This is a genomic window from Solimonas sp. SE-A11, assembly GCF_030345715.1.
Lineage (GTDB): Bacteria > Pseudomonadota > Gammaproteobacteria > Nevskiales > Nevskiaceae > Solimonas_A.
Genome location: NZ_JAUASX010000001.1, coordinates 650,411 through 667,658, shown reverse-complemented (window position 1 = coordinate 667,658; position 17,248 = coordinate 650,411). Strand labels below are relative to the sequence as shown.

13 protein-coding genes are annotated in these 17,248 nt (G+C 67.6%); 2 read left to right on the top strand and 11 right to left on the bottom strand.

The window, feature by feature from the left end; translation table 11 throughout:
- Nucleotides 1-31: 31 nt before the first annotated feature.
- From QT386_RS03235 to QT386_RS03195, 9 genes are all read right to left on the bottom strand, one after another.
- Nucleotides 32-1,804, bottom strand: a complete 1,773-nt coding sequence (locus QT386_RS03235; protein WP_289272299.1) for an arylsulfatase — start codon at nt 1,802-1,804, stop codon at nt 32-34.
- Between the two features lie 94 nt (nt 1,805-1,898).
- Complete coding sequence (locus tag QT386_RS03230; RefSeq protein WP_289272298.1) at nt 1,899-2,165, bottom strand: DksA/TraR family C4-type zinc finger protein; 267 nt, start codon at nt 2,163-2,165, stop codon at nt 1,899-1,901.
- Nucleotides 2,166-2,247: 82 nt separating this feature from the next.
- Nucleotides 2,248-3,918: an alkaline phosphatase gene (locus tag QT386_RS03225; protein WP_289272297.1), complete on the bottom strand. Its 1,671-nt coding sequence runs from the start codon at nt 3,916-3,918 to the stop codon at nt 2,248-2,250.
- A 110-nt stretch (nt 3,919-4,028) separates the two neighbouring features.
- Nucleotides 4,029-5,450 (bottom strand): LVIVD repeat-containing protein, encoded by a 1,422-nt coding sequence (locus QT386_RS03220; protein WP_289272296.1) that lies wholly within the window; start codon nt 5,448-5,450, stop codon nt 4,029-4,031.
- Between the two features lie 60 nt (nt 5,451-5,510).
- Nucleotides 5,511-6,203, bottom strand: a complete 693-nt coding sequence (locus tag QT386_RS03215) for a DUF305 domain-containing protein (protein WP_289272295.1) — start codon at nt 6,201-6,203, stop codon at nt 5,511-5,513.
- A gap of 373 nt (nt 6,204-6,576) precedes the next feature.
- Nucleotides 6,577-8,172, bottom strand: coding sequence for an MHYT domain-containing protein (locus tag QT386_RS03210; protein WP_289272294.1), 1,596 nt, complete (start codon nt 8,170-8,172; stop codon nt 6,577-6,579).
- Between the two features lie 131 nt (nt 8,173-8,303).
- Nucleotides 8,304-8,867 carry a cold shock domain-containing protein gene (locus QT386_RS03205; RefSeq protein ID WP_289272293.1) on the bottom strand — a complete coding sequence of 188 codons (564 nt, stop codon included), beginning with the start codon at nt 8,865-8,867 and terminating at the stop codon, nt 8,304-8,306.
- A 76-nt stretch (nt 8,868-8,943) separates the two neighbouring features.
- On the bottom strand, nt 8,944-10,245 hold the full coding sequence (locus QT386_RS03200; RefSeq protein ID WP_289272292.1) for a hypothetical protein: 1,302 nt from the start codon (nt 10,243-10,245) through the stop codon (nt 8,944-8,946).
- Nucleotides 10,246-10,252: 7 nt separating this feature from the next.
- The gene (locus QT386_RS03195) at nt 10,253-11,818 is read right to left on the bottom strand and encodes a M28 family peptidase (RefSeq protein ID WP_289272291.1); all 1,566 of its coding nucleotides are present in this window, start codon (nt 11,816-11,818) and stop codon (nt 10,253-10,255) included.
- Between the two features lie 146 nt (nt 11,819-11,964).
- Here QT386_RS03195 and QT386_RS03190 point away from each other — a divergent pair, with 146 nt between their 5' ends.
- Nucleotides 11,965-12,987, top strand: coding sequence for an AraC family transcriptional regulator (locus tag QT386_RS03190; RefSeq protein WP_289272290.1), 1,023 nt, complete (start codon nt 11,965-11,967; stop codon nt 12,985-12,987).
- Here QT386_RS03190 and QT386_RS03185 read toward each other — a convergent pair.
- Nucleotides 12,984-13,517: a hypothetical protein gene (locus QT386_RS03185; RefSeq protein ID WP_289272289.1), complete on the bottom strand. Its 534-nt coding sequence runs from the start codon at nt 13,515-13,517 to the stop codon at nt 12,984-12,986. The two genes, QT386_RS03190 and QT386_RS03185, sit on opposite strands and share 4 nt — an antisense overlap.
- Before the next feature lie 98 nt (nt 13,518-13,615).
- Here QT386_RS03185 and QT386_RS03180 point away from each other — a divergent pair, with 98 nt between their 5' ends.
- A complete protein-coding gene (locus tag QT386_RS03180) occupies nt 13,616-14,065 on the top strand; it encodes a hypothetical protein (protein WP_289272288.1) in 450 nt (149 codons plus the stop codon).
- 850 nt (nt 14,066-14,915) lie between these two features.
- Here the strand turns inward: QT386_RS03180 and QT386_RS03175 are convergent.
- On the bottom strand, nt 14,916-17,072 hold the full coding sequence (locus QT386_RS03175) for a PQQ-dependent dehydrogenase, methanol/ethanol family (protein ID WP_289272287.1): 2,157 nt from the start codon (nt 17,070-17,072) through the stop codon (nt 14,916-14,918).
- Nucleotides 17,073-17,248: the final 176 nt, after the last annotated feature.

The following is a 17,248-nucleotide window of genomic DNA, read 5'->3' as shown; positions in this document are numbered from 1 at the left end:
GGATCGGCCCGCGGGCCGATCCATCCAGGGCTCAGGCCGGCAGGCGCCGGCGCAGCCACATCAGCAGCAGCGACACCAGCACGATCGCCGCGCCGCCCAGCACGAAGCGGTAGTGGTGCAGCTGCTTCTTGATGGCGTTGATCTTTACCTGCTTGTGCGGGTTGAAGTCGTCCGGCAGCTTCAGCACGCCCACGTCCTTCTCGTAGGCCGCGTAGTCGGCCAGCATGGCCTGGAAGCGCTCTGGCTCCTGCGCACTCAGGTCCTGCACTTCACCCGGGTCGGTGGCGAGGTTGTACAGGCGCCACTTCGCGTCGCCCCAGGGCAGCGTGATACGGGTGATCTTGTAGTCCCCCTTGAACAGCGCCGCGTTGCCGCCCACCTCCATGCCCACCGGTTCCTCGGCCGCGTAGACCCGCGGCGAGGCGCCGCTGAGCGCGGGCTTCAGGCTGCGGCCGCTCATCGGCACCGGGCCGTTCCAGCGGGAAGGCTCCACGCGGGCATAGTCGTAGATGGTCGGCGCCACGTCGGTGACGAAGCTGGTGCCGATCACGCGCTGGCCTGCGGCGATACCGGGGCCCGCCGCGATCAGCGGCACGCGCATGCCGCCTTCCGAGGAATGGAACTTGAACAGGTTGCCGGGCGAGGCTGTGGCATTGGCCCATTCAGGGCCGATGAACACCATGCTGCCCTTCTCGCCCAGGTTCTCCAGCTCATGGGTATAGCCATGGCGCGACATCCAGGTCTTGAAGCCGGTCTGCGCCACCGGGTTGCTCGGTTCGGGGCCGTTGTCCGAGGTCAGCAGGAAGATGGTGTTCTCGAATTGCCCGCGTGCCTTGAGGTACTCCACCAGGCGGCCGATGTGCTGGTCCATCGCCTCGATCATGGCGGCGTGCACCTGCATGCTCTTGGCGTAGATCGCACGCTCGTCGGCGTCCAGCGATTCCCAGCTGCGCAGCCTCTCGTGCACCGGCGCCAGCGGCGCGCCCTGCGGGATCAGGCCACGCTCCTGCGCACGGCGCCAGCGCTGCTCGCGGATCACGCCCCAGCCACCGTCGTAGACCCCGGCGTAGCCCGCGGTGAGCTCGCGCGGTGCCTGCACCGGGATATGCACCGCCTGGAAGGCGATGTAGGCCAGGAAGGGCTCGCGGCGCTGCTGGTCCTTGTCCAGGTAGCCGATCATCTGGTCGATGAGGAACTTGGAGGAGTAGAAATCCTCCGGCAGGGTCGCCGGCTTGCCGTCCTCGAACCAGTCGGCACTGGTGTAGTACGGCATGTAGGGCTTCTGCTCCCAGTTGTCCGCGCCCGAGGCATCGAGCACGAAGGATCGGTCGAAGCCATGGGAATCCGGCAACTCGCCCGGCCCATGGCCCAGGTGCCACTTGCCGGTCATGTAGTTGCGATAGCCCTCCGCCTTCAGGCGCGTGGCCAGCGTCTCCACGCCGGGCTCGAAGCGCATGCGGTAGCCCGGCCGGCCCTGCTGGTCGGCGGGCAGCGTCTCCGGGATCGTCGCGAAGCCGGTGCGGTGGTTGTCCACGCCGGTCAGCAGCATGGCGCGCGAGGGCGAGCACAGCGGCGAGCTGTGGTACTGCGTGAAGATCGCGCCGCGTGCCGCGAGCGCGTCGATGTTGGGCGTGCGCGCCTCGCCGCCGTAGGCGCCGAGATCGCTGAAGCCGGCGTCGTCGATCAGCAGCAGCACGAAGTTGGGGCGCGTGTCCGCAGGGGCCGCGGCCGGCACGGTCGCCGCAGCCGGAAGCACCGCCAGGGCCAGCAGGGCCGCCAGCCCGAGGCCTGAAGTCTTGTTCATGGGTTCTCCCCCGGAATCGTTATGGGCCGATTGTCACCGGCCCCGGGGGAAATTGACAGACTGTTGCTATCGCCCTGCAGCCCTCAACGCCAACTCAGCGCAGTTGGCTGTCCTTGCTGCCGCGGCGGTTGTAGCCGCTGAAGGTACCGGACTGGCGGTCCTGCGCCTCCTGGCAGTCCACGCAAAGGCGCACCCCGGGAATGGCCAGGCGGCGGCCCTCGGGAATCCCGGCCTCGCATTCTGCACAGTGGCTCAGGCTGGGGCCCGCGGAGAGGCCGCTGCGGGCACGGGCAATGGCGTCGGAGACCGTGGCATCGATCTGCTCCTGCACCGCACCCTCGCGCGCCCAACCGGTGGCCATGGCCCTCTCTGCTGCTGCTTGCTTTTGGTCAAAGATGGTGCCGCCGTGCCGGGATTTCAAGCAGGAGCCTTGGCCCCGGGATTCAGGGGGCAGCGGCCGGCCCGCCAGTGATGGGCTCGCTGGCCTGGCGCGACGACACCAGGTGATTGCTGCCGCTCTGCACCGTGAAGGCCTGGGTCAGGGCCTGCTCGTCGTTGCGCTCGGTCACGCGCGGCACCATCCAGAACTCGGCCTGCAGGCGCTCGGGGGTGATATCCAGCAGCAGGTAGCCGTTGAGCGTGTTCTGGTAGTACTTCAGGTGCGGGTTGGTCAGCCGCAGCAGTTGCTCGGCATTGGCGGCGAGTTGCGCGAGCAGGGCCGTGGGACCGTTGCCGGCCGGCAGGTCGCCGCGCGAGGTGATGGAGGTGGCCACGAACTCCACCGCCGCCGAACCCTGCCCACTCAACGGCTGGTAGCCCAGGCCGTTGGGATCGTCGGTGACCTCGAAGGCATAGGCCTCGTGGGCGTCGCCGGTCAGGATCACCACGTTGCCGCCGCTGCGCGCGCGGATCATCTCGAGCACGCGCGAGCGCGCCGGGTCGTAGCCGTCCCACTTGTCGTTGGAGAGGTACAGCCCGCCGCCGCCCAGCGCGCGCGGCCCGCCGAGCAGCTTGAGCGGCGAGAAGTACACCTGGTTGCCGATCAGCTGCCAATGCGCGGTGTTGGCGGCGAGCTGTCCGCCCAGCCAGGCCTCCTGCACCGGCCCCAGGATGTGCCGCGAGGCATCGGCAAAGTCACCGCTCTGGGTGAACACCGGCACGGCGTCACCGAACAGGCTGTTGGGCGGCAGGGGCGCGTCGCGGCCGTGGTGGCGCGCGTCGATCATGGTCAGGTCGGCCAGGTCGCCGAAGCGGAAGCCGCGCCAGACGCGCGAAGGGTCCGCGGCATCCGGCGCTCGGATCGGCATCCACTCGAAGGCCGCCTGCATGGCCGCGAAACGGCGCTCGGCATAGGAGCCTTCGGTGTCGGCGTCGTGGGCCTCGGCGTCGTCCTTCCAGGCGTTGTTGGCCACCTCGTGGTCGTCCCAGATCCAGATCATGGGATGCTGGCGGTGCAGTTCCTGCAGGTCGGCGTCGGCGCGGTACTGGGCGTAGCGCTGGCGATAGTCAGCCAGACCGACCAGTTCCTTCGCCGGCTCATGGGGCCGCACCTGGTCCTGGCTGCCGTTCTCGTAGATGTAGTCGCCCAGGTGCACCACGGCGTGCAGGTCGCTGCGCTCGGCCACGCGGCGGTAGGCGTGGAAGTAGCCGGCGACGTAGTTGGAGCAGGTGACGAAGGCCAGACGCAGGCGCGCCACCCCGCCCAGCGGCGCGGTGCGCGCGCGGCCGACCGGCGAACGGGCGCTGGCGGATTCGAAGCAATAGTAATACGCGGTGTCGGGCGCCAAGTCGCGCAGGTCCAGCTTCACGGTCCAGTCGCGCTCGGCGGCGCTGGTGACGCTACCGCGCAGCACCACCTGCGTCAGGCCCGGGTCGCGTGCCACCACGTAGTGCAGGCGCGCACTGCGGGCGGCGGCCGTGGCGGGCACGGCGCGCGCCCACAGCATGACGGCATCGGGCAGCGGATCACCGCTGGCGACGCCATGGGTGAAGTCGGCGGCGTCGAGGCCGCCGTCGCCATCCTCGCGGTCATCGCTGTTGCCGCAACCGGAGAGCAGGCTGACCAGGGTCGCGCCCGTCGCAACGACAAAGGCGCGGCGCGTGAACGGCGGCATGCTACGACCCCAAATTGAAAGAAGGGGTCAGTCTTGCCGCCGAAGATGGCAGCCGGATGAAAAGCCGGGCGCCGGGGGCGGTAAATCCGCCCCAACGGCGCCCTGCATACCTACCAGACGCCGTTGGTGACGCGGATGGCGTAGAAGCCACTGAAGCCGTCGGTGTACCAGATCTCCTTGCGCTCGGGCACGAAGGACGGGCTGGACATGGCCCAGTTACTGGCTGGCGCCGGCACGGTGATGATGCGCGGCTGGATCGGGGCGTTGTAGTAGGCGATCTCGCGCGGGCGATGCGGATCGCGGATGTCGAAGATGCGCAGGCCCGACAGGATCATGCTGCAGGCGGCGATGTCCGGGTTCACGCGCGTGGGGATGTTGCAGTAGTGGCCGGCGTAGCCGCCGATGGGATTCATGGCGCCGGGGTCGCCGGCGATGGCGTCGCGGTTCTCCGGCTCGTGCACTTCCAGGCGCAGGTTGGAGATGATCTTCGGCGCGGTCTCGTCGCCGATGTCGATGATGCGGCCGGCGCCCACGTAGCGGCCGTGCAGGGCCACGCCCAGGCTGCCGGGGTTGTTGGTGGAATACTCGTCGATCTCCAGCAGGTAGGGCTTGCCGTTGCGCGTGAACGGAATGGCGTTCTGCGGGATGCTGCGGTTGTCCCAGTCCAGGCGGCTCACTTCACGCACCTTGGGGTTGGGCTTGCGCGCCTGGATCTCGGAGATGTCCAACACCACTACGCCGGTGTTCTGGCCATAGGCCAGGTAGGCGCGGTTGCCGTCGTCGCTGATCGACAGGCCGTGCGAGCTGTAGCCGCCGCTCCAGATCGGCAGCGGCAGCGAGGGGTTGGAGATGTCCACCGCGGTCAGAGTGGGGATCATCGGCGTGGCGGAGAAGAAGGTCTTGCCGTCGGGCGACATGCCGCTCTCGTGGCCCAGCACGCCCACCGGCGCGGAAGCGCGCAGCTTGGGGCTGCGGCAGTCCTCGGCGATGTCGTAGACGTCCACGATGCCCGGATAGGCCAGCGGGCTGCCCATCACCGCCGCCAGCACGCCGGCCTGCTGCGACACCACCAGCGATTCATGCGGCGACAGCATGGCCAGGCTGATCAAGCGCGCCGTCAGCACCGGCTTGGCCGGATCGCTCATGTCCAGCACGTTCACGCCGACGTTGGCGTCGAGGATGTTGGTGGGGAACAGCAGCGTGCTGTCGTAGTAGGCGCACTCGCGACCGGCCTTGTCGATGTAGCGCTCCACCTTGAAGCCGCCCACGGTGCCGATGGCATTGGGCACCATGTAGCTGCCCACCAGTTCGGTGTTGCAGGTGTAGCCCTGCGCCGCGCGGCCGCTGTCGTGGTCGGCCTTCGTCACCCGCCCCTGCATGCCGGTCTCGGGCAGGGAGCCTTCACCGCAGGAGGCCCTGGGAGTGGCGCCCTCCAGCGGGGCATCGGCCACCGAACTGCTGGAGCCGCAGGACGCCAGGCCAGCGGACAGCGCCACCAGAAATGCCGGAACCAGGGGGGATTTCACTGCCATGCTGCGTCTCCATGCACCGCCGCGTGGGCGGCCCGTTGTCTCAATGCGTTTTTCGATGCTCTACTTCGATGCGCCGCCTGCGGAGGCGCCGCCGTCCGCGGCCTGCTGCGCCAGGATCGCCAGCATCCGCTGGATCATGTCGATCTCGCGCGACTGCTCCATCACCACTCGCGCCGCCAGTTCGCGCACCGCCGCCACGCGGCCGTTGTCCGCGGCGAAGCGCGCCATGGGCACCCCGCCCTCGTGGTGCGCCAGCATCAGCGTAAGGAAATGCCGGTCACGCTCGGCGCCTTCGATCTGGCGCAGGCGGTTGATCTGTTCCGGCGTGGCCAGGCCGGTCATGCCGGTGGGCGAGCGGCTACAATCCAGCAGGTACTTGCTCAGCGCCGCGTCGGGCGGCTCGCTGCCGAGCAGCATCCAGTCCATGCCGCGCGTGGGCGGCACGAAGGGCTGGTTCCACAGGCGCAGCCAGCCGTACATCTGGCCCAACTCGGCGATCTGTGCGTCGGCGATGGTCTGCGCCAGCCGGCCCAGGCCGGTGGGCCGCCCGTCCAGCATGAACTTGGACATGGCGATGGCCTGCTGGTGATGCAGGCTCATGGACTGCGCGAAGCCGACGTCGATGGGGCTGCCCGCCACCGCGGCCAACTCGGCCCGCACGGATCGCAGTGCAAGCTGCTGCTGCACCGCCAGCGTGGCCAGGCCGGCAAGAACCAGCACCACGGCGATACCCAGGGAACGTCGCGCGGCCATGCTCAAAGCCGGGGCATCGGCCAACCGCCGGCCCATCGATGAGGGACGCGGCAACGGCAGGCGCTGTTCCGCGCACGCGGGGGGCTGTACATGCTGTCACTCTCCTCTGTAGGGCTCGCGGCGCTGGGCGGCCGTCTCGTTATGGGAACCACAATAGCATGCGGATGGCGGCGTCCAGCCCGGCGCGTGCCGCGAAGAGAAACCCTCCTGCGGCCGGGGGCAAGGCCGAGCCCCTGAAGAAGTCCGTTCGTGCTGAAGTCCTGAGCCTGTCGAAGGATCGAAGCATCGGCGGGCTACCCGCCAGGTCTCTCAATCCGTTGCCGCCTACCTTTCGACAAGCTCAGGGCGAACGGCAAATGAGGTCAGAGCTTCCCTAGGCTGCTTCCAGCGGCTGCGGTGGCGGCTCAGCCTCCCGGCGCGGCAGCGTGAAGGAGAAGGTGGCGCCCTTGCCGATCTCTGACGAGACCCAGATGCGGCCGCCGTGCAGATGCACGATCTTCTCGCAGATGGCCAGGCCGATGCCGTTGCCCTCGAAGCGGTCCGAGGTGTGCAGGCGCTGGAAGATCTGGAAGATGCGCTTCTGGTGCATCTCCTCGATGCCGATGCCCTGGTCCTCCACGGACACGACCCACTCTCCCGGCTCGCACGAGGCGCCGATGCGTACCAGCGGGCGGGACTGCGGCTGGAACTTGATGGCGTTGTTGATCAGGTTCTGCAGCAGCTGCGTGACCAGCGGGCGGTCGGCATGCACCTGGGGCAGCTCGCCGGTCTCGATCACCGCGCCGCGCTCCTCGATCAGCGCCTTCATCGCCAGGCGCGCGGCATCCACCGCCTCGCGCAGCTGGAAATCCGTGGCATGCACGCCGTTCTGGCCGACGCGCGACAGCTCCAGCAGGGCGCGGATCAATTCGCGCATCTGGTTGGAGGCCTCGGAGATGAAGCTCAGGTACTCGCGCACCTCGCCCTCGGCCTGCGGCAGCTTGCGCTCCAGCAACTGCACGAAGCCGTTGACGGTGCGCAGCGGCGCCTGCAGGTCGTGCGAGGCCACGTAGGCGAACTGCTCCAGCTCGCGGTTGGAGCGCTCCAGTTCGGCGCTGCGGGTCTGCAGGATCTCAGCCAGCCGCTGCTGCTCGGCCAGGCTCTGGCTCAGCGCCGCCTGCGCCTGCTCGCGGGCCTCGACCTGGTGCTGCAGGTCCTCGTTCGATTTCTCCAGGCGGGCAATCATCACGGCGCGGCGCTGCGACAGCCGGGCGTCCACGGTGGAGGCGATCAGCGCCAGCACCAGCAGGCCCACCACCACGCCGGCGATGACGAAGGCCAGCGAGTCACCCTGCAGAGCGAAGGGACCGCCGCCGGCCAGGCACATGGCACCGGGCGAGAACTGCGCGGCGCTCATGCCGGTGTAGTGCATGCCGGCGATGGCCACGCCCATGATGGCGGACGCGGCCAGGCGCTTGATCACCGTGCCCTCGCTGCGCGAGCGCAGGTTGAAGGCGAGCCATAGCGCCACCACCGAGGCCCCCACCGCGATGGCGAACGAGGACAGGAACAGGCCGGTGTCGTAGCGGATTGGCGGCGACATGCGCATGGCGGCCATGCCGGTGTAGTGCATGGCGCAGATGCCCGCGCCCATGACCAGGCCACCGCCCAACAGGTAATGCAGGCGCAGCTGCGGCCGGCTGGTAACGGTCAGGGCGATGGCCGAAGCCACCACGGCATAGGCCATGGAGACGGCGGTCAGCTTCAGCTCGAAAGCCATGGCGATCGGCAGGCTGAAGGCCAGCATGCCAATGAAATGCATGGTCCAGATGCCTGCCCCCATCGCCAGGGCACCGCCGACGATCCAGCCCAGGGTGGCGCTGTCCCGGCTCTCCGTCACCCGCGCGGCCAGGCTCAGGGCCGCATAGGACGCGAGAATGGCCACCAGCAGGGAGAGGGCGACAAGGGCTGGATCGTAGGTACCGGTCATGGCGCTGCCTGACCCTCCGGAGGCTTTGGTTACGGAACGATACCAGCCTTCCGGCCGGGCGGCCCCCGCCCCACCCACCCCTCCCGCCCCCCTGGAAAGGGGCGTCACCGAACGGCGCTACACCAGCCGGGTCAGTACCCGCACCATTTCTCGCAGGGCTTGCCGTCTCCGTCGCCGTCCATCTTCACGCCGGGGCAGTGCGCCAGGTAGTAGCGCGCCTCGTCGCAGGAGCTCATCTCGGAGCAGTAGACCTTGCCATCGCAACTGAAGCCCGGCGCCCGTACCGGCACCGGCTTCACGAAGGACTGCACCGGCTCGGTCACCTCAGGCCCCAGCTCGGGCTGCCGGGCCTGCTGGTAGCCCGAGTACAGGTGCAGGCCGCCGGCAAAGATGGACGCAATGATCACGCCCCCCAGCCAGCCACCCCCGGACCGGCGACGCTCCTGGCGGACGTGGCGCGCCGGATCATCCCGCGGGCGCGAGGCGCTGGCCGGAAAGGCGACCTTGACCGCCCGGTGGCGGCCCTGCGGATCGCGCTCGGCCTCGTAGGTGACGATGTCACCCAGGCGCGGCCGGCGGCTGCGGTCGGCAAAGGCACTGATGTGCAGGAACAGCTTGTCGCTCGCTCCATGCCATTCGATGTAGCCGAAGCCCTTGGCGTCGTTCCACTCGATGATGCGGCCCTGGTAGCGCATGGTGATCCCTGTCCGGAGGTGTGCTTCTCCCGGGAACTAGAGTGCCAAGGCCTGGCAGGCTCGCACAAGGACAGGCTCAGTAGCCCCGCTGCGCCAGCTCCGCCACGATGTCGCGGTACAGGCCCAGGCGGCTGAAGCGGAACAGGCTGTTGTCCTCGCCGTTGCAGCTCATGCGGCCCTCGTCCATGCCGGGCACGCGCGAGTCGGCATAGGCCATGTGATTGAGCCCTGGGTGCGGGCGGGTGGGGTCCAGAGAGACGCCGCTGATCCAGCGCGGCAGCACGGGCGTGGCGCCGCCGCTGCCCTCGGGGCCGTAGGTGGTGAACTTCTGCGAGTCCACCGAGATGTTGCCGTCGTTGGGACCCTCGCCATCCATGACGATCTGCCAGTTGAACTTCTTGCCCGAGTAGCAGGGGTGGTCGATGTCGTCCACCTGCGAGGTGAAGCTCTGGTAGAACACCGGGTGGGCCGCGTCCATCGGCAGCGGGTAGCGCTGGTTGAAGCTGGGCGGGCAGGTCTTGCCGAAGCCGGGCTCGCAGTCCATGTCGGTGGTGATCATCATGTACTTGCGCGACAGCGCCACCGCCGACTCGCTGCCATTGACCACCAGTGCCTGGTTCTGCCGGTAGGAGTCCGCCGCCAGCGCCAGGTCCACCAGCGGCGAGCGGCAACCCGGCGTCAGGCAGGACGCCGTGACCTTGAGGATCCAGTCCGCCTGCGCCGTGCCCTTGTTGGCGCCGGCCATGGAGGTCCAGCTCGCCACGTGCCGGTGCATGGGGTCGCCGCTGAACTCGTTGCGCACGGCCGCCAGCATGTAGCGCGAGTCCGGGCAGCCCTGCGAATGGCAGATGACGTTGAACTGCAGGCCGCGGCGGCAGGAGGCCTCGTCGGCGAAACCGCTGCGCGCGCGCCGCGCGGCATCGGCGCAATAATCCAGCGTGGCCGCATGCACGCCGTCGATCACCCGGGGATTGCGCCCCTGGCACAGCAGCTCGGCCACGCTGCTGCCGGCGCACTTCTTGTACAGCAACTGGCCACGCGTCTCGTGCGAGGCGTAAGCCAGCTTGTCCGGCTGGTACACCACCGCGCCACCCGCTTCCAGCATGGCCTTGACCCCATAGGCGTCGAAGCCGCCGCCGGGCTGCTGCGTGTCACCGCGGAAGGAGCGCTCCGCGGTGTAGGAGAAGGGGTGCGACAGCAGGATCGGCCAGCGCGTCGCCAGGCTCTTGCCGCTGCCGTCCGCGGGCGGCGGGTAGAAGCTGCCGTCTGGCCCGGCGCCGCGCTTCAGCCCGAAGCTCCCGGCGGGATCGCCGCCCTCGCCCGCGGGGCCGCAGGCACAGAGCAACAGGGCCAGCCACGCGACGGCTGCGATCCTCATGGCCCGATCAGTCCTGCGAGCCGCTTTCGTACAGCGGCGACTTCAGCGGCAGGCCGATCAGAGCCGTCGGCGTGGAGTCGATGGCATCGATCAGGTCGATGAACACCTTGGTGACGGGCACCAGGTCATCCTTGGCCACCTTGTCCAGCGTGTCGGCCAAGTCGTACAGGTAGTTGGGGCCCGCGATCAGGCTGGCCGTGGGCACGCCGGCGGCACAGATGAAACCGGCGTCGGTCGGCAGCGCGCCGATCGGACACAGCACATGCCCGGAGATCAGTGCCGTACGCCGCAGGTCGTGACGGATCACCGAGTTGATCATGCTGAGCTTCAGCGTGGGCCCCATGTTCTCGATGATCGCGCGCAGCTCGGGCTTGTCGGTGATTTCCAGCTTGTCGTCGGCACCCTTGATACCCTGCTTGCCGATGTGCTCCAGCGTGACGTTGGCGACGATGTTGTAGGGCGTCTCCTTGTCGATGACGTACTTGCGCACGAACTCGCGGTGCACCTGGTAGCCGCTGAAGTGCGTGTCGAAAGTGGCGAACATCATGGTCTTCTGGCGCGAATCAGCCGGCTGCGAGGCGTAGTACTGCGCCTGCGCCAGCACCGCGGCCGTGCCGCTGCCGTCCTCCACCGCGCCGTAGAACACCGAGTCGTGGTGCGACTGCACCATGATCGTGTCCTTGCTCTTGCCCGGCAGGAAGCCCACCACCGCGCGGCCGATGGCTTCCTTGCGGAAACCCTCCATGACCATGTTGGCGCTGGCCGGCACGCCGCTGGCGGTCATCTCGCGAATGCGCGCGCCTTCCTTCCTGGTCACCCACACGCCGGGGATCGTCACCTGCGTGCGGCGGTAGAACTCGTTGTAGTACTTGTTGGAGTCGAAGTAGTCGCTGAGCACGCCGATGAAGCCCACCGCACCATCCTCCATCGCCCGCTCCACCGTACTGGCGTAGGAGGTGACGAAGGGATTGCCGATCACCAGAGTCGGCTCGAGTGTGGTCAAGCCCGGATCCCACAGGAACTCGATCTGCAGCGCCAGCAGCGCCGGCGGCATCAGGAACTTGAGATCGAACATCACGATCTTGCCCTTGACCGAACGCAGCGGCACGCCGGAGCCGATATCCACGATCTCGGCCGACAAACCGTTGGGCCCCGTGGAGAACACCGAGGGTTGATCCACCGTGACGTAGGTGTGCGCCACCGGGAAGCTGTCCACCGCCTCCCCGTTGACCTTGAGGCTAGAACGGGTGGCGCTCCAGTTCCAGGATTTGGCCGTCTCGTAGTGGACGTCCTGCAGGCCCAGGGACTCGAACTGGCACTTCACATAGGCCGCGGCCTTTTCGCCTTCCAGCGTGCCGGTGCGACGGTAGCCGATGCCCACCAGGTCCTCGATCCAGCCGTAGATGCGCTCGGTGCTGGGCATGCCCTGGGCCTCGGGGGCTGTGGAGCGGGCGCAGGGGGCGGCGTCCACTACGCTGCGGCCCCCGCCGCCGCTGGGGGCGGTGCTCGATCCGCAGGACGCAAGCAGCAGGGTCCCGGCCGCGGCCAGGGCAATGGCGGCATTCTTCAGCAAATGACTCTCCTCGGGCACAGGGGGCCTGCGGCGCGGCCGCGACCCTGTCGATGTTGTATGCCGCATTGTCGGCCCGGCAGGGGCCGGCCCGCTTCTCATCTCCGGACAATCTCGCATTCATTTCTCGCCACACCTAAAATCCAGGTATGCGAGCCAACGACCTAATCGTCCCCACCGTCCCCGTCAGCTACGTGCTGCTGATGCTGGACATAGCCGCCGGCTACGGCGTGCGGCGGGAGACCCTGCTGGACGGCCTGGCCATCACCCCCGAGCTGTTGCAGAAGCCGGACGCCCGCATCAGCCTACTCGACGACTACGCCCGCCTCTGCATCCGCGCCCTGAAGCACACCGGCGAGCCCGCCCTGGGCTACGAGTTCGGCCTGCGGGCCACGCTGACGACGCACGGCATCCTCGGCTACGGCCTGATGAGCCAGGCCCGCTTCCGCGACATGCTCACGTTCGCCCAGCGCTTCGGAGCCACGCTGCGCATGCCGGCCTGGCAGCTGCGCTTCTACGAGGACGGCGACCACGCCGTGATGGAAGGCCAGGAGGCCATCGCCCATGGCAGCCTGCGGCGCTTCTCCTGCGAGCAACTGGTGGTGAGCATGTACTCCATCGCGCAGCAGTTGCTGCCGGTGCCCGACCCGGAGATCGAGCTGTTGTTCGACTACCCGGAGCCGGAGTACCACGCTCGCTACCGCGAGCGCCTGCCGCGGGCCCGCTTCTCCACGTCCTGCACCCAGATCCGAGTGCCGGCGGCCTATCTCGACATGCCGCTGCGCACCGCCGACCAGGTCTCCGCCCTGCTGGCCGAGCGCGAGTGCGAGCGCGAGCTCTCCCTGCTCAGCCGCAACCGCGACCTGGTCAACCAGGTGCGCGCGGTGCTGGTGAACGACGGCACCCGCTATCCCACGCTGGAACAGGTGGCGAAGCGCCTGCATACCTCCACGCGCACGCTGAACCGGCAACTGGAAAAGCGCGGCAGCGGCTTCCGCGAACTGCTGGCCGAAGCGCGACAACGCGACAGCCTGCGCCTGCTGGAAGATCCGCGGCTGACGCTTACGGATATCGCGCAGCAGTTGGGCTACAGCTCGCTGGCAAACTTCGCGCGGGCGTTCCGGGCGTGGAACGGGGCTTCGCCGGGGGAGTTCCGGGCGCGCGGCGGCTAGGCGGCTAGGCGACTTTCCAGCCAGGACAGGCCACGGTCGCCCAGCACCGCAAAGGCTTCGTCCACGAAGGGCGTCATCGCGGCACGCGCCTGCTCCTTGGTCAGCTTCACCTGCCTTTCGGTCATCGCCGCCATGATCTGGTTGAAGTCGGTGGAATAAGTACGCGGATCGAGAATCCACCCTGGCGCCGGCTGGTCGCGTGCGGGTATCAGGCTACTCAGACGGCAGATATACTCCTCACGCGCCAGTGCTTCAGCGCTGTCCGGTGACTCCAGGCTGGGCCGCATCGACAACTCCGGCACGCGCTTCAGGCGCGACCAGCCGATCTCGATGTCGAAGCTGTCGTGGTCCTTCATGTCGGGCTGCAGCACGATGACCTGCCAAGCCGCGGGGTGATCGTCGCGGACATACAGGCGCTCGCCGGGGAAGAACCAGGTCTTGGGCGCAGGCACTTCACGCCAGGCCGGGAACTCCGCTTTCATGCGGGCCGCGAAGAGTTCGCGTAGCGCGGCGCCGTATTCTTTGCGCATGGGACGAGGCAGGATGGCTCAGAGAGGTTTATCGTAGCCCAGAGCCACCCCCGGCGTTGTCCATCCGTCGGCCCACCGTCCCCGGCACCGGAGCCCTCATGAAGTACGACGATGCAAGCTGGCACTACGGCGGAAACTTCCCCGAAGGGCAGCCCGAGGAACATGGCGGCACACACATCGCTCTCTTCCTGAAGTGGTGTTTCATCAAGGGTTGGGCCGGTGAGTTACACCAGACCGAGGAACCCGAGGCCGTGAAGCAGGTCATCGCCGGAACCCTGTCAGCCACGGAGTTCTTTTTCCAGTACTGCGACGGCAAGCTGATCGACGACATGCTCAATGACGAGGGCAATCGCTTCGCGGGGCAATACTACGGCGATGATGGCTTGTACCTGGACGATTACACGGAACACTTTGGAGAGCTCATGTACGTGGCTCCGGAGAGTGCGCATGATTTCTCCAGGTATTCATCCGTTCTTGAGAGCCGCTTCAGGAGCGGCGTACTGACAAAGCAGCAGATCAAGAAGAAGCCTTGGTGGAAGCCATGGTGATGGCGCAAGGTAGGGTGAGGCGAATGAAATAAGCCACATCATTCGCTTCGACAGATGCGGTTCACCAGGTACACCACATCTATTGACTAGACAACCCATAAAAACCTGCTCCGCCGGGCCGACTCCGGAGAGATCGCGCTCGCCACGTGCCAGACCTGGCCTTGCGGCCAGCCGTTGCGCTGCGCGGGCTCCCCTGGTGGAGGGACCCGGCGGGCAGCAATACCAAGTTGTTAATGAGCACCGACAGCAGGTGTGACCCGGGACTCGTTCGCGGATGCGCTAGCAGAGCCCTACTGGGTTAGCCCGGCAATCGTTCTACTGCAGGGAAGTCTGAGAGCCGTGAGGGTATGGGCCGGGTGGGTGAGATCGTTCCCGGTATTCGGTGGGCCTCGGTCGTTGGGTGTCCAACGTGGGGCCTGGCTCGATGGGAATAGTTTGCGCGCTTACTTGGGGAACTCATAACGGAGTTCCGTATTTCTTTGGTGGGTCTGGTTAACTGAGCGCGGCCATGGATGGCCGCCCAGGGGCTAAATTAGGTAACTAAAGCCTCGCCATGGACGGCTACTCGGTCGCGTTCACCCTTCGATCCTTCGACAAGCTCAGGACTTCAGGGCGAACGGTTGGGCTAGTCCCTTCAAGCTCGCCTCTCGGCAACGGCTCCTGCGCTGCCCTACCTCGGGCATCCATGCCCCTCACCCTCGGCAACTGCTCCATGCGTTGCCCTACCTCGGGCATCCATGCCCTCGTAGCCCTCTCCCCGCTTGCGGGGAGAGGGGATGAAGACGATGGACGCCTAACGAAAAAGGGCGGCGATTCGCATCGCCGCCCTCGTGTCATCGCAAGCCTGCGATCAGAACAAGCCCATCGCCAGCAGCTTCATCTTGATCATCAGCCAGAGGAAGCCGAACACCTGCTTCACCTGCTCCCAGAAGCTGGGCTTGTAGTTAGCGCGCTCGCGCAGGTAGTGCTGCAGCGCGGTGATGTCCTCGTCGGTGAATTCCTCGAACTTGGGCATGCCGCGGGACTGCAGGGCACCGCCCTGGACGATAGCCTTGAGGGCGTCATGCGACAGCGGCACCGGGGAGGCGCGCAGGTCCGGGGCGTAGCCGCCGGCGACGGCGGCGGTGCCGTGGCAGATCACGCAGCCGGTGTAGACGTGCTTGCCCTTCTCGGCAAGGACCGGGTCGATCTTGAAGTCGGGGGCGGCGAGTGGCTCCACCTTGGCCAGCGGCGGGGGTGACGGCGGCAGCGTGGCGTTGCCGTCCAGCGCGAAGGTCAGCATGCGGCGGGGGTACTGGCGGCCGACCCAGCCGTGCTGGGCGCTGAGCGAGCCCAGCAGCGCGGGCGCGCCGCCCCAGCCGGCAAGGATGGTGACGTACTGCTTGCCGTCCACGCTGTAGGTCAGGGGCGGAGCCTGCGTGCCCACCCCCATCTGGTAGCTCCACAGCTCCTTGCCGCTGACGGCGTCGGTGGCGACGAAGCGGCCGTCGGCCAGGCCCTGGAACACCAGGCCGCCGTGCGTGGCGATGACGCCGCCGGCGGTGGCGCCTGGGGTCGGGTTGCGCCAGGCCTCCTTCTGCGTGACCGGGTTCCAGGCGAGCAGCGAGGTGCTGCCGGCGCTGGTGGGGATGTCGTCGAAGAAACCCTTGAGGCCGAGCACGTCACCCGGGGTCATCTGCCACTTGCCGGGCTTGCGGCCTTCACCGTCATAGAAGCCCGCCATCTCGCGCGCAGGGATGTAGACCAGGCCGGTATCCGGGCTGAAGGCCATGGGCTGCCAGTTGTGCGCGCCGCCGGAGCCGGGCCAGGTCAGCGCCGGGCCGTTCTCGTAGCGGGCGCCGCGCACTTCCACCGGGCGGCCGGTGGCCATGTCGACCTTCTCGGCCCAGGTGACCTTGCCGATCTTCTCGGCGGAGATCAGCTTGCCGCTCTCGCGGTCCAGCACGTAGAAGAAGCCGTTCTTCGGCGCGTGCATCAGCACTTTGCGCGGCTTGCCCTCGATGTCGATGGTCGCGCTGACCATGTCCATCGTGGAGTTGAAGTCCCAGGTCTCGTTCGGCGTGGTCTGGTAGTGCCAGACGTACTCGCCGGTGTCGGCGTCCAGCGCGACCACGGAGCAGAGATAGAGGCTGTCGCCGCCGCCAGGGTTGCGCAGCTGGGCATTCCAGGGCGAGCCGTTGCCGGTGCCCAGGTAGATGCGGTTGTACTCGGGGTCGTAGGTCATGGCGTTCCAGACCGTGCCGCCGCCGCCGTACTTCCACCACTCGCCGCTCCAGGTCTTGGCGGCTTCTTCCATGGCCTTGTTCTCGAAGCCGTCGGCCGGGTTGCCGGGCACGACGAACCAGCGCCACAGCTGCTTGCCGGTCTCGGCGTCATACGTGGTGACGTAGCCGCGCACGCCGCCGAAGTCGGCGCCACCGTGGCCGATGATGACCTTGCCGTTGAAGATGCGTGGCGCGCCGGTGATGTAACGGTTGTCGCCCGGCGTGTTGGTCTGCACTTCCCAGACCAGCTGGCCGGTCTTGGCGTCGAGCGCGAACAGGCGGCCGTCCTGCACGCCGGTGTAGACCTTGCCGTTCCAGAAGGCGAGGCCGCGGCTGCCCCAGGCATAGCGCATCTTGCGCGACTCCACCTTGGGGTCGTACTTCCACAGCAGCTTGCCGGTGCGGGCATCCACGGCATGCACGATGCTGTAGCCCACGGCGGTGTAGATGATGCCGTCCACGGCCACCGGCTGGCTGGAGACGTTCCAGACGTCGTCCAGCTCCAGCGACCAGGCCAGGCCGAGCTTGGGCACGGTCTGCGTGTTGATCTGGTCCAGCGGGCTGAAACGCTGCTCGCTGAAGGTACGGCCCCAGGCCGCCCAGTTGGCACCGTCGGTCTCGTTGTTGAGGGCGGCGTTGTCGATAGTGCTGGCATTTGCCTGCACTACGAGCACGGGCAGCAGTGCGGTGCTGGCTGCCAGCAGGACACGGCGGGCAAGGGCCGCCAGGCCGGTACGTTTCATGGTTCTCCCCCAAGAGCGTGGATGCCGGAGAGTATCGCCCCCGCTCCCCTGCTCCGCCCTCCTGCTTTCGCAGTAGCCGCGGCCGTACCGCGGCTCATCCATCTGCCGCAGCGCAGCATAAAAATCCCACCCAACGGTGTAGGTGGCAATCGCCCCCTTGCTGAGACACGATAGGG

Bases quoted from the DNA above. Each gene is read 5' to 3' on its own strand.
- QT386_RS03235 (WP_289272299.1), bottom strand. From the start codon at position 1,804: ATGAACAAGACTTCAGGCCTCGGGCTGGCGGCCCTGCTGGCCCTGGCG.
- QT386_RS03230 (WP_289272298.1), bottom strand. From the start codon at position 2,165: ATGGCCACCGGTTGGGCGCGCGAGGGTGCGGTGCAGGAGCAGATCGAT.
- QT386_RS03225 (WP_289272297.1), bottom strand. From the start codon at position 3,918: ATGCCGCCGTTCACGCGCCGCGCCTTTGTCGTTGCGACGGGCGCGACC.
- QT386_RS03220 (WP_289272296.1), bottom strand. From the start codon at position 5,450: ATGGCAGTGAAATCCCCCCTGGTTCCGGCATTTCTGGTGGCGCTGTCC.
- QT386_RS03215 (WP_289272295.1), bottom strand. From the start codon at position 6,203: ATGGCCGCGCGACGTTCCCTGGGTATCGCCGTGGTGCTGGTTCTTGCC.
- QT386_RS03210 (WP_289272294.1), bottom strand. From the start codon at position 8,172: ATGACCGGTACCTACGATCCAGCCCTTGTCGCCCTCTCCCTGCTGGTG.
- QT386_RS03205 (WP_289272293.1), bottom strand. From the start codon at position 8,867: ATGCGCTACCAGGGCCGCATCATCGAGTGGAACGACGCCAAGGGCTTC.
- QT386_RS03200 (WP_289272292.1), bottom strand. From the start codon at position 10,245: ATGAGGATCGCAGCCGTCGCGTGGCTGGCCCTGTTGCTCTGTGCCTGC.
- QT386_RS03190 (WP_289272290.1), top strand. From the start codon at position 11,965: ATGCGAGCCAACGACCTAATCGTCCCCACCGTCCCCGTCAGCTACGTG.
- QT386_RS03185 (WP_289272289.1), bottom strand. From the start codon at position 13,517: ATGCGCAAAGAATACGGCGCCGCGCTACGCGAACTCTTCGCGGCCCGC.
- QT386_RS03180 (WP_289272288.1), top strand. From the start codon at position 13,616: ATGAAGTACGACGATGCAAGCTGGCACTACGGCGGAAACTTCCCCGAA.
- QT386_RS03175 (WP_289272287.1), bottom strand. From the start codon at position 17,072: ATGAAACGTACCGGCCTGGCGGCCCTTGCCCGCCGTGTCCTGCTGGCA.